This is a genomic window from Mycobacterium sp. NGS57, from assembly GCF_059812405.1.
In genome coordinates this window covers 12855-24386 of sequence record NZ_JCALCP010000009.1, presented here as the reverse complement: position 1 = coordinate 24386, position 11532 = coordinate 12855, and the positions used below count along the sequence as shown (strand labels likewise).

14 protein-coding genes are annotated in these 11532 nt (G+C 69.4%); 6 read left to right on the top strand and 8 right to left on the bottom strand.

Translation table 11 applies throughout. The annotated features are described in order from the left end of the window. Positions 1 to 2 precede the first annotated feature (2 nt). Positions 3 to 1256: an acyltransferase family protein gene (locus tag AC5Y43_RS17845; RefSeq protein WP_499974617.1), complete on the bottom strand. Its 1254-nt coding sequence runs from the start codon at positions 1254 to 1256 to the stop codon at positions 3 to 5. Between the two features lie 270 nt (positions 1257 to 1526). Between AC5Y43_RS17845 and AC5Y43_RS17840 the strand changes: the two genes are divergently transcribed. Then, a complete protein-coding gene (locus tag AC5Y43_RS17840) occupies positions 1527 to 1979 on the top strand; it encodes an STAS domain-containing protein (protein WP_499974616.1) in 453 nt (150 codons plus the stop codon). Here AC5Y43_RS17840 and AC5Y43_RS17835 read toward each other — a convergent pair. From AC5Y43_RS17835 to AC5Y43_RS17805, 7 genes are all read right to left on the bottom strand, one after another. Continuing rightward, a complete protein-coding gene (locus AC5Y43_RS17835) occupies positions 1963 to 2175 on the bottom strand; it encodes a hypothetical protein (protein ID WP_499974972.1) in 213 nt (70 codons plus the stop codon). The two genes, AC5Y43_RS17840 and AC5Y43_RS17835, sit on opposite strands and share 17 nt — an antisense overlap. Positions 2176 to 2246: 71 nt before the next feature. Further along, entirely contained in the window at positions 2247 to 2807 is a 561-nt protein-coding gene (gene mce1N, locus AC5Y43_RS17830; RefSeq protein ID WP_499974615.1) for a transport-regulating membrane protein Mce1N, read from the bottom strand. Next, entirely contained in the window at positions 2804 to 3784 is a 981-nt protein-coding gene (gene hemB / locus AC5Y43_RS17825; RefSeq protein WP_499974613.1) for a porphobilinogen synthase, read from the bottom strand. The genes mce1N and hemB overlap by 4 nt, the downstream gene beginning before the upstream one ends. A gap of 79 nt (positions 3785 to 3863) precedes the next feature. Further along, a complete protein-coding gene (locus AC5Y43_RS17820) occupies positions 3864 to 5528 on the bottom strand; it encodes a bifunctional uroporphyrinogen-III C-methyltransferase/uroporphyrinogen-III synthase (RefSeq protein WP_499974970.1) in 1665 nt (554 codons plus the stop codon). A gap of 49 nt (positions 5529 to 5577) precedes the next feature. Continuing rightward, positions 5578 to 6510 carry a hydroxymethylbilane synthase gene (hemC, locus tag AC5Y43_RS17815; RefSeq protein WP_499974611.1) on the bottom strand — a complete coding sequence of 311 codons (933 nt, stop codon included), beginning with the start codon at positions 6508 to 6510 and terminating at the stop codon, positions 5578 to 5580. A gap of 13 nt (positions 6511 to 6523) precedes the next feature. Beyond that, entirely contained in the window at positions 6524 to 7894 is a 1371-nt protein-coding gene (locus AC5Y43_RS17810) for a glutamyl-tRNA reductase (RefSeq protein WP_499974610.1), read from the bottom strand. 112 nt (positions 7895 to 8006) lie between these two features. Continuing rightward, the gene (locus AC5Y43_RS17805; RefSeq protein WP_499974608.1) at positions 8007 to 8264 is read right to left on the bottom strand and encodes a glutaredoxin family protein; all 258 of its coding nucleotides are present in this window, start codon (positions 8262 to 8264) and stop codon (positions 8007 to 8009) included. A 66-nt stretch (positions 8265 to 8330) separates the two neighbouring features. Between AC5Y43_RS17805 and AC5Y43_RS17800 the strand changes: the two genes are divergently transcribed. From AC5Y43_RS17800 to cmaA2, 5 genes are all read left to right on the top strand, one after another. Then, positions 8331 to 8651 (top strand): WXG100 family type VII secretion target, encoded by a 321-nt coding sequence (locus tag AC5Y43_RS17800; RefSeq protein ID WP_499974607.1) that lies wholly within the window; start codon positions 8331 to 8333, stop codon positions 8649 to 8651. Further along, positions 8644 to 8934 carry a WXG100 family type VII secretion target gene (locus AC5Y43_RS17795; RefSeq protein WP_499974605.1) on the top strand — a complete coding sequence of 97 codons (291 nt, stop codon included), beginning with the start codon at positions 8644 to 8646 and terminating at the stop codon, positions 8932 to 8934. The genes AC5Y43_RS17800 and AC5Y43_RS17795 overlap by 8 nt, the downstream gene beginning before the upstream one ends. A 123-nt stretch (positions 8935 to 9057) precedes the next feature. Further along, entirely contained in the window at positions 9058 to 9963 is a 906-nt protein-coding gene (locus AC5Y43_RS17790; protein ID WP_499974603.1) for an HAD family hydrolase, read from the top strand. A 45-nt stretch (positions 9964 to 10008) separates the two neighbouring features. Beyond that, positions 10009 to 10521 carry an FAS1-like dehydratase domain-containing protein gene (locus AC5Y43_RS17785; protein WP_499974601.1) on the top strand — a complete coding sequence of 171 codons (513 nt, stop codon included), beginning with the start codon at positions 10009 to 10011 and terminating at the stop codon, positions 10519 to 10521. Positions 10522 to 10531: 10 nt separating this feature from the next. After that, complete coding sequence (gene cmaA2 / locus AC5Y43_RS17780) at positions 10532 to 11452, top strand: cyclopropane mycolic acid synthase CmaA2 (protein ID WP_499974600.1); 921 nt, start codon at positions 10532 to 10534, stop codon at positions 11450 to 11452. Positions 11453 to 11532 lie beyond the last annotated feature (80 nt).

Below are 11532 nucleotides of genomic sequence, written 5' to 3'. Positions count from 1 at the left end.
GTTCACACCGCGCGGGCCGAAACCGCTTCCAGCCCACCGTCGATCGGGTGCACCTTGGCGCTGACCGGGCCGACGGCCCCGACATTCTCGGCGTCGGCGGGGCGGATGTGGACCAACTTGCGCATCCAGCGGCGGGCGGGCTCCTCGACGAAGTGATACATCAGGATCGAGAGAACCACGGCGATCGCGAGCAGGCCGACGACATTCCATTTCCACGGATCGTCCTGCGGCGTGAGCTCGAATTGCTCGACTGCCCATCCCCAGGCGGTGTGCACCAGCTCGTGAACCATGTACAGGCAGAACGAGATCTGCCCGCCGTACACCATCGCCCGCGTCGACAGCATCCGCGGCAGGCCGCCCAGGCCGATGGCCAAGGTGATCACCAGCGGGACGAACAGCACGTCGACCACCCCGCCGCTGTCGTTCTCCACGACGCCGGCGATCGGGTGCGCGTCGAACCAGTAGAGGACGCCGACCATGGTGGCCAGAAGCAGCACGGCGACGTAGCCCGCGACGCGGCGACCACGCGCGGTCATCCGCAGCCGGCGCACCGCGGCACACGCCAGGGCGCCCGCGGTGAACTGCGTGACGATGCGCGGCAGCCAGCTCCACGGCGTATAGAAGTGTCCGCTGGCCAGCAACATGACGATCGGCGGCAGCGACGCCGCGAACGCGAGCAGCATCAGGTTGCGCGCCCGGGTCGCCTGCTTCATCCGCAGGATCACCAGCACCAGCACGCCGAAAAGCAGGTACGCCAGCCATTCCGCGCTGATCGACCAGGCCGGGCCGTCCCAACTGGAGTCGTCGAAGAACGGCACAAACCACAACTGCACCAACAGGATCTGGCGCACGTAGCTGATCGCGGTGAGCTGGCCCGCGTCCGGCGACGGCACGTGACCGACGTGCAGGGTGAAGATCACCCACAGGGCGGCCAGGTGCAGGGTGACCAGGTACACCGGCCACACCCGGGCCAGCCGCAGCCACAGGAAGTGCAGGGTGGCGCGCGCCGACCACGACCGGCCCAGCCGGTCGAGGTAGTTCCACGTCAGGACGAATCCACTGAGGATGAAGAAGAGGTCGACGCCCTGGGCGCCGCAGTTGAGCACCGGCGCGAGGGCGTCAAGGAGTCCCGGCGAGACATCGCCCAGCATCGGCCGGAAGTGGAAGAGCACCACCCACACCGCCGCGACTATGCGGAGTCCCGTCAGGGCCTTGATCTCGCCCTTGATCTCTCCCGTGATCTTTCTGGTCCCCACAGGGCTTTTCTTTCCGTCCGGACCGCGCCGTTTCGTGTTCCGATTGCCAGGCTGACCGCTCGTTCTCGCCATCACGCAAGGCCCCCCGACCGGGCAACCGGCAGCCCACGCAGCCTAACAGCGGGGGTGCGGCGGCGGCGTGAGGGACCGTGGCGTGGCAGGCCGTTTGCTTGCCCGGGACGCTTCTTAGCAAAGAGTTAGAGGCGGCTTCCGGTCCCCTTAGGTTTTGCGGGCACCGTAGTAGACAAGGTTTCTGGGAATGGGGCGCACATGACGATCGCAAACATCGCGACTCGACACGGGTACGGCACGGTTGACTGCGATGGCGCCCAGATCCGGGCCCACTGCCGGCACTTGGCGACCGTCGTGACCATCCGCGGCGACATCGACGCCGTCAACGTCGATCGGGTCACCGAGCACGTTCGCCGGTTCGTCCTCGGGGGCAGCCCGCTGGTCCTCGACGTGAGCGAGGTCAGTCACTTTGCCGCGGCGGGCATTTCGCTGGTGCACCGGCTCGACGAGGCCTGCCGCGCCGCCGGGGTGGAGTGGACCCTGGTGGCGAGCCCGGCGGCCATGGAACTGCTGGGTATCGGCCGTGACCAGGACGAGAACGGGGAAATGTTCCCGATCGCGCGGTCGGTACGCGAGGCGCTGCGCACCCTGGCCGACGCGATCGTCGACCGCCGTCAGTTCGTGCTGCCACTCATCAAGAAGACGGCTTAGCTTCTTCGGGGCTTTCTCGGACGACCCGCCTCCGCATCAGCCGGGCGACTCCGAGCACCGCCAGCACCCCGGCGGCCGACGCCAGCACCGCGATCAGCAATAACAGCTGGGGGTTGTAGACCAGCGACGTCGTCGACGGCTGCCCATCCGCGATGGGCCCCACGGTCACCGTGTGGCGCGCGTGCACCCAGCACATGGCCGCGCCCGCCAGCGCGGTGCAGGCCAGGCAGAGCTGGATCCAGGCGATGACGGCCCGGTAGCGGGCGGTCACGGCATCGGCCCGTCGTCAAGGTCGTCACGGTCGTCACGGTCGTCGCGGTCGATGTCGGATCCGGCGGGCTCCACCCGCTCCTGGACCAGCGGGGTCAGCGCCGCCCGCAGCTGACGATGCCGACGCGCCCAGGCCTGGGCGGTGCGGTCCCCCGTGAGCTTGAGTCCGACGCCGATGCGGTGGCGCGGCACCCCGGTCAACTCGCCGAGCGCCCGCGCCGACTGCCACCGCGCCAGCTCCTTGCCGGAGGCCTCGTGGTGCTCGGCCTCCGGGTAGACCTTGAGGATCTCGCGCACCAGGAGGGTTTCGGTGCCCTGCCGCAGGGCGTCCGCGGTGAGCTCGACCGAGACGTGGATCCGTGCCGCTTTCACCTGCAGCCCGACGAACGCCGACACCAGCACCAAGAAGATCGCCGGGACGACGAACGACACCGGCGCGCCACTCCATATCTGGATCAGGACCATGGCTCCGGCCGCCAGCGGGCCCAGCCCGACCCACCACCAACTGGCGCCGCGCTCGTAGAACAGCGGCTCGGCTGCTCCGTTGTCTGCCGTCACGAAAGCCAGCCTGCCGCATCCGCGGCCCAATAGGTGAGCACGACGTCGGCGCCGGCGCGCCGGATGCTCGTCAGCGATTCCAGCGCCGCGGCCCGCTCGTCGATCCAGCCGTTGGCGGCCGCCGCGCAGATCATCGCGTACTCCCCCGAGACCTGATAGGCGGCCACCGGCACCGCCGAAACCGAGGCCGCCGCGGCCACCACGTCCAGGTACCCCATCGCGGGCTTGACCATGATGATGTCGGCGCCCTCGTCCAGGTCCAGCCGGATCTCGCGCAGCGCCTCCCGGAAATTGCCCGGCTCCTGCTGGTAGGTGCGCCGGTCGCCTGACAGGCTCGAGCTGACCGCCTCGCGGAACGGGCCGTAGAACGCCGAGGCGAACTTCGCCGCGTAGGCCAGGATCACCACGTCGCTGTGGCCGGCGGCGTCCAGGCCGTCGCGGATCGCCGCCACCTGACCGTCCATCATCCCGCTCGGCCCGACCACGTGGGCACCCGATTCCGCTTGTGCCACAGCCAGTTCGACGTACCGATCCAACGTCGCGTCGTTGTCGACCCGGCCCCTGGCGTCCAGGACGCCGCAGTGCCCGTGGTCGGTGAACTCGTCCAGGCAGGTGTCGGCCATCAACACCGTGGCGTCACCGAGGTCCTTGGCCAGATCGCGCAGCGCGGCGTTGAGGATGCCGTCGGGGTCGGTGCCGGCCGACCCGGTCGCGTCCTTGTCCTGCTCGCGGGGCACCCCGAACACCATCAGCCCACCCACCCCGGCCGCGACGGCCTCTTCGGCGGCCTTGCGCAGCGAATCCCGGTTGTGCTGAACCACGTTCGGCATAGAAGCAATCGGTCGCGGTTCGTCGATCCCGTCGGCCTCAGCGCCAATGAACATCGGCAGGACCAAATGCCTTGGCTCCAGCGATGTTTGCGCCACCAGGCGACGCAACGCGGGGGTCGAACGGAGCCGGCGCGGCCGCTGCCTCATTTTCGGACGTTGACTCTGCGTTGAGGGCAGAGGTAACTCGCACTTTTGCGCCACCGGCGCAGAGTCAACGCAGGATGAGTCATCGCCTGCGGCTCTTCTTGCGCGGCGGTGGCAGCGCCCCCTCGGCGCGCAACCGCGCGGCGTGCTCGGCCAGGGCGTCGACCAGCGGGCCCACGGCGGCGGTGTCGGGTTGCACGTCGACCCGCAGGCCGAACTCGGCGGCGGTCTCGGCGGTCTTGGGGCCGATGCAGGCAATGATCGTGCGCGCGTGCGGCTTTCCGGCGATGCCGACCAGGTTGCGCACGGTCGAGCTGGAGGTGAAGCACACCGCGTCGAAGCCGCCCGTCTTGATCATTTCGCGGGTGGCCGCCGGCGGGGGCGCGGCGCGCACCGTCCGGTAGGCGGTGACGTCCTCGATCTCCCAGCCACGCTCACGCAGCCCCTCGGCGAGCGTCTCGGTGGCGATGTCGGCCCGCGGCAGCAAGACCCGGTTCACCGGGTCGAAAATGCTGTCGTAGGGCGGGAAGTCGTCGAGCAGACCCAGCGAGGACTGCTCCCCGGCCGGCACCAGCTCCGGGCTGATCCCGAAGGCGCGGACGCGGTCGGCCGTCGACTCACCGACACAGGCGATCTTCACCCCGGAGAACGCGCGGGCGTCCAGGCCGAACTCGCCGAACTTCTCCCACACCGCGCGCACGGCGTTGGTGGAGGTGAATACCACCCACTGGAAGCGGCCGTCGACCAGGCCCTTGACGGCCCGCTCCATCTGGGCGGGGCTGCGCGGCGGCTCGACGGCGATGGTCGGGACCTCGATCGGCAGCGCGCCGTAGGAGGTCAGCCGCTCGCTCATCTCGCCGGCCTGGTCCTTGGTGCGTGGCACCAGCACCGTCCACCCGTACAGCGCGCGGCTTTCCCACCAGTTCAGCTTCGCCCGGCTGGCCACCGTCTTGCCGATGGTCACGACCAGCGGACCGGTCATCGGGCCGGCCGGGTCGGCGCCGCCGCCCAGGACCGCCGGATCGCTCAGGCCGCCCAGCGTGGTCTCGACCGAACGCTGCTGGCAGGTGGTGCCCTGCGCGGTCACCACGCAGGGGGTTGTCTCGGCCAGCTCGTGCTCGATCAGGGCGCGGGCGGCGTCGGGCAGGTGCGAGGCCGTGGCCTGCAGGATCAGCGGGCCGGGTGCGGCCGCCAGCGCGTCCCAGTCCACGTGGGGGTCGCGCACGTCGGCGACCGTGTGCGACGAGCCCAGCGGCAGCCCGGCGTAGGTGGGCACGGCGCTGGTGGCGGCCAGGCCGGGCACGATCTCGACGTGTAGGTGGCTGCGCGCGACGGCGTTCACCTCGGTGATCACCGCGTCGACCGTCAGCGGGTCGCCCGCCACCAGCCGCACCACGTCGGCACCGGAGCGGGCCTCGGCGACCAGCGTCTTGGCGACCTCGGCGGGCTCGCCCAGGGCCGGGCGGACGTCGGGACCGCCGGTGATCACCGCCGGCGCGGCCTGACCGGCGTCGCCGTCGGGGCTGCCCTCGCCGTTCGCGGGGGCCGGCTCGGCCGGCGCCGGGCCGGACACGGGTGGCAGGTCCTTGCCGATCAGTGCGAGCACGGGCTCGGGCACGTCGGGGTCGGTGAACACCAGGGCGGCGTTGGTCAGCACCGAGGCGGCCCGCGCGGTCAACAATCCCGGGTCGCCGGGACCGGAACCCACGAACGTGATGTGGCCCGGTCTCGGCTTGCGGCCTCGCATGCTTGGTTGGCGAGTCATTGTCGCTCCCAGTTCATCTCTCGGCGTCGTTTCAGTTCCCGCGGGCCGCCGACATCAGCTCCCGCGCCCCCAGCTCGAACAGCTCCGCGGCCACCGAAAGCCCCAGCTCTCGGGCCCGACCGGGAGTGCCGATGCCGGACGCGCGGATCACGTCGGACCCGTCCAGCGCCGCCACGCAGCCGCGCAGCGACAGCTCTTCGAAGACGCGGCCTTCCTCATCGATGGACTCGACCACCTCGGCGATCGCGCCCACCGGTGCGGAGCAACCGGCCTCCAGTTCGGCCAGCAGGGCTCGCTCCGCGGTGACCGCCGCGCGGGTGTCGGCGTCGTCCAGCTCCGCCAGCACCGCCGCCAGCCGGCCGTCCCCGGCTCGGCATTCGACGGCGAGCGCGCCCTGCGCCGGTGCTGGCAACATCTGCACCGGCTCCAGCGTCTCGGTGACATCGTCGAGGCGGCCCAGCCGGGCGAGACCGGCCCGGGCCACCACGATCGCGTCAAGATCACCACTGCTTACCCTGTTCAACCTGGTATCTAGGTTGCCTCGTAGGGGGCGGATTTCCAAACCGAGACCCAATGCTCTAAGCTGTGCCGCCCGCCGCGGTGACGACGTCCCGACCAGCGAACCCGCCGGCAACTCCCCGAGCACCAGCCCGTCGCGGGCGACGAGCGCGTCGCGGGGGTCGTTGCGCGGGGGTATCGCCGCGATGGTGAACCTGGGATCGTCGGCGGTCGGCAAATCCTTGTGGGAGTGCACCGCGGCGTCGACGCGGCCGTCCTCGATGGCCTCCCGCAGCGCGGTGGTGAAGGCGCCCACCCCCAGAGTTTCGATCGGCGCCGACGAGCGGTCACCGGCGGTGCTGACGGTCACCAGTTCCGCCGGGTGGCCGTTGGCGATCAAAGCGTCCCTGACTACCCCGGCCTGGGTGGTGGCCAACAGGCTGCCCCGGGTACCTATTCGGATCACGTGCGCCAATCGGCTACTCGCCGGACTGTGCCTGGGTGCCCGCGTCGAATCCGCTTGGCACGACGGGCAATTCACCGGCGGCTACGGCATCGACGGCGGTCTGGTCGAGCTCGAACAGCTCGCGCAAAGCCTCGGCGTAACTGTCGCCGCCCGGCGCGCTGGCGAGTTGCTTGATGCGGACCGTGGGGGCGTGCAGCAGCTTGTCCACCACGCGGCGCACGGTGCGGGCGACCTCCTCGCGGTGGGTGCTGTCCAGGCTCGGCAGCCGGTTGTCCAGGCGCAGCAGCTCGGCTTCGACGACGTCAGCTGCGCGCTGGCGCAGCGCGGTCACGGTCGGGGTGACCTCGGCCATCCGCTGCCCGGCCAGGTAGGTGGCGACCTCGGCGGCCACGATGTGGCGCGCGGCGTCGACGTCGGCGGCCGCGGCGTGGGCCGACGGCTCGCGCTGCACCCGATCCACGTCGACGACCCAGACGCCGGGCAGCCCGGCTACCGCCGGATCGACGTCGCGTGGCATGCCCAGGTCGCAGATCACCAGGGGGTGATCCGACTCGTCCCGGACGGCGCCGGCCAGCGCGTGGTGCACGTCGGCCAGCGAGACCACGGGGCTGACCGCCCCCGTGCAGCTGATCACGACGTCGGCGTCGCCCAGCGCGTCGGCCAGCCGGTCCAGGGTCAGCGCCTCGGCCCGCACGCCGGTCTCGCGAACCTTGCGGGCCAGCCGCTGCGCCCGGGACAGCGATCGGTTGAGCACCCGAACGTGCTCGATGCCGGCCCGGGTCAGGTGCGCCGACGACAGCGCGCCCATCGCTCCGGCGCCGATCACCACGGCGGTCTTGCCGGCCAGTTCGCCCAGCTTGCGTTCGGCCATGCCCAGCGCGACCGACACCACCGAGGCACCCGCGGCGTCGATGGCGGTTTCGGAATGCACCCGCTTGCCCACCGACAGCGCCCGCTGGGCCAACTCGTGCAGGACGCGGCCGACGGTGCGATTGGTCTCGGCGGCCGCATACGCGCGGCGCACCTGGCCCAGCACCTGCTGTTCGCCGACCACCGCCGAGTCCAGGCCGCTGGCAACCGCGAACAGGTGCTCGACGGCGGCCTCGCTGTAGCGCACGTAGGCGTACTTGGTGAGCTCGCCCATCGACATCCCGGAATGGTCCGACAACACCTGCCCGACCACCGCCAACCCGCCGTGGAAAGCGTCGACCACCGCGTAGACCTCGACCCTGTTGCAGGTCGACAGCACCATCGCCTCGGTCACCAGCGGCGACTGCAACACCCGGTCGACGATCTTGACCTGATCGGCTTCGTCGATGCTGAGTTGCTCGAGGACGGAGACCGGCGCACTGCGGTGCGAAACCCCGAAGAGCAGGATGCTCACGGCAGCATCACCTGGCCAGCTCCCTTGCTTGATCCAGTAACTGAACTGGTGTCCACGGTAAACGTTGATCAGCTGGGCTACCAAATAATTGCCGGCTCCCGCCGGCCTTGGCTCAGGAAGCCAGATCGGCGCGCAGCCGCTCCTCGTCGATGTCCCAGTAGCTGTGCTCGCGGCCGTCCAGCAGGACCACGGGCAGCCGGTCGCCGAATTCGGCCCGCGGCCCGGGGTCGCCGGCCAGCGCCGTGGCGTCGACGTCGGTTGTCAGCAGCTTGAAGTCCAGCTCGGCGGCCAGCTCGGCCAGGCGGGCGTGCACCCGCGCGCAGATGGTGCAGCCGTCGCGGGTCAGCAGTTCGACGGTGTGCCGCGTCATGGCATTAGTGTGCCGCGTGCCCCAGTCTGAATTGTGGGGCCGCGGCAAAGTCATTAGCTTGCCGCTATGGGCGCTGATGAGACGTTGCGCGTGGAGCCCGCGGCGCTGCAGGATTTCGCGGTCTCGATCGGCGGCGCGGCCGAACATCTCGTGCGCCAGCTGGCGGAGCTCGACGACCTGGTGGCCCAGATGCTGGGCGGCTGGCGCGGGGCGTCGGGGACGGCGTACGGGTCGGCGTGGGAACTGTGGCACCGGGGCGCTCACGAGGTGCACGCGGGCTTGTCGCTATTGGCGCATCTGGTGGGCAAGGCCGGCGGGATTTACGGGGAGAACGAGGCGGTGGCCTCGGAGATGATGCGCACGATGCGCGAGGTCAGCGGTGGCTGAGGCGTTTCGCGTCGATCCCGACGAGCTGGCCGATGCGGTGCGGCGGATGTCCGAATTCCAGCGCCGCTCCGAAGATCTGCTGACCGAAATCGATTCTCGCGTAAGGCGTTTGCACGCGACCTGGACACGGGAAGGTGCCGCGGGTCACGCCGAGGCGCATCGGCATTGGGCGCGCGGTGAGGCGATGATGCGCGAGGCGCTGGGTCAGTTGCGGGCCGCTGGCACGACCGCGCATCGCAACTACACCGGTGCGATGTCGACGAATCTGCGCATGTGGTCGTGAGCTGTTAGCACCGTTGGGGTGCGGCCGCGGCTCTCGACAGCGCGGCGCGACGTGCCTGCCGGATAGGGTTGTATACCTGCCTGCCAAGGACGACGGGGCACGAGCGATCTAGGAGGTGTGGCGATGGCTTCGGATTCAAGTGGTGCGGAGCCCTCCGGCCGCGCTGACCCGGAGGCGCTGGTCGACAACGCGAGCGCCAACCGCGCGCTCGACGACCTGCAGGCCACAGCCCCGGCCGAGGGTCGCCCGCAGCCACCGGTCGACCTGACCGCGGCTGCATTCTTCGACGTCGACAACACCCTGGTGCAGGGTTCGTCGGCCGTGCATTTCGGTCGTGGGCTGGCGGCGCGCCACTACTTCACCTATCGCGATGTGCTCGGATTCATCTACGCCCAGGCCAAGTTTCAGTGGCTCGGCAAGGAGAACAGCGACGACGTCGCCGCCGGGCGGCGCAAGGCGCTCGCCTTCATCGAGGGCCGCTCCGTCGGCGAGCTGGTGGCGTTGGGCGAGGAGATCTACGAGGAGATCATCGCCGACAAGATCTGGCCCGGCACCCGCGCGCTCACCCAGATGCACCTCGACGCCGGCCAGCAGGTGTGGCTGATCACCGCCACGCCCTACGAACTCGCGGCGACCATTGCCCGCCGGCTCGGCCTGACCGGCGCGCTGGGCACCGTCGCCGAGTCGGTCGACGGGGTTTTCACCGGCCGGCTCGTCGGCGAGATCCTGCACGGCCCCGGCAAGGCGCACGCGGTGCGATCGCTGGCGGTCCGGGAGGGCCTCAACCTCAAGCGCTGCACCGCCTATTCCGACAGCTACAACGACGTGCCCATGCTGTCGCTGGTGGGCACGGCGGTCGCCATCAATCCCGATGCCCGCTTGCGCGCCCTGGCCCGCGAACGGGGCTGGGAAATCCGCGACTTTCGCACCGCGCGCAAGGCCGCCCGGATCGGCGTGCCGTCGGCCCTGGCCCTGGGTGCGGCGGGCGGCGCGCTGGCGGCGCTGGCATCGCGGCGCCAATCGCGCTGATAAGCTGCGCCGCTAGCACGTAGTCGAGGGGAAGAGCAACGCGTCATGACAATCCCAGAATCGACCCAGGGAATCATCGGCAGCCATTACCGGGCGCTGGACTATTTCCAGGTCGGACGCGAGAAGATCCGGGAGTTCGCGCTCGCGGTCAAGGATGACCACCCGACGCACCACAACGAGGCCGACGCCGCCGATGCCGGCTACCCCGAACTGGTGGCCCCGCTGACGTTCCTGGCGGTCGCGGGACGGCGCGTGCAGCTGGAGATTTTCACCAAGTTCGACATCCCGATCAACATCGCCCGGGTATTCCACCGCGACCAGAAGTTCCGGTTCCACCGGCCGATCCTGGCCCACGATAGGCTTTACTTCGACACCTATCTAGACTCGGTGATCGAGTCCCACGGCACCGTGCTCGCCGAGATCCGCAGCGAAGTCACAGACGCCGAGGGCAAACCGGTTGTCACCAGCGTCGTCACGATGCTGGGAGAGGCCGCACACCAGGACGCTGGCGCTGAAGAAACCGTCGCCGCGATTGCATCCATATCTGCCGGAAAGTAGGGTCCTGTCAATGTCAAAGGGTGAACCGGGTGGCACCCAGCTGAAGCCGCCGGTCGAAGCGGTCCGATCCCACTACGACCGATCCAACGAGTTCTTCAAGCTGTGGCTCGATCCGTCGATGACCTACAGCTGCGCCTATTTCGACGAGCATCCGGACCTCGAGCATCCGAACAAGACGCTGGAGGAAGCCCAGTTCGCCAAGCGCAAGCTCGCGCTGGACAAGCTCGGCCTCGAGCCGGGCATGACGCTGCTCGACATCGGCTGCGGCTGGGGCTCGACGATGCGTCACGCCGTGGCCGAATACGACGTGAACGTCATCGGCCTGACGCTCAGCGAGAACCAGTACGCGCACGACGTCGAGAAGTTCAAGGAGGTCGACAGCCCCCGCCGCAAAGAGGTGCGGATCCAGGGCTGGGAGGAATTCGACGAGCCGGTGGACCGCATCGTCTCGCTGGGTGCCTTCGAGCACTTCGCCGACGGCGCCGGCGACGCCGGGTTCGAGCGCTACGACACCTTCTTCAAGAAGTACTACAGCCTGACGCCCGACGACGGCCGCATGCTGCTGCACTCGATCATCATTCCGACCCCGGAGGAAGCCGAAGAGCTCGGCTTGGTCACCAACATGAGCCTGCTGCGGTTCATCAAGTTCATCCTGACCGAGATCTTCCCGGGCGGCCGGCTGCCGCGCATCCCGCAGGTCGACCACTACTCGTCCAACGCGGGCTGGAAGGTCGACCGCTACCACCGGATCGGCAAGAACTACGTGCTGACCCTGAACGCCTGGGCCGAGAAGCTGGAAGCCTGCAAGGAGAAGGCCATCGAACTGCAGGGCGAAAAGATCTACGACACCTACATGCACTACCTGCGCGGGTGCTCGGACCTGTTCCGGGACGGCTACACGGACGTCTGCCAGTTCACCCTGGTGAAGTAACCGCTTGCACGCAAAACGCCCCGGCGTCTCTGATTGAAGAGGCGCCGGGGCGTTGCGTTATCCGCGAGTCCGACGCCACT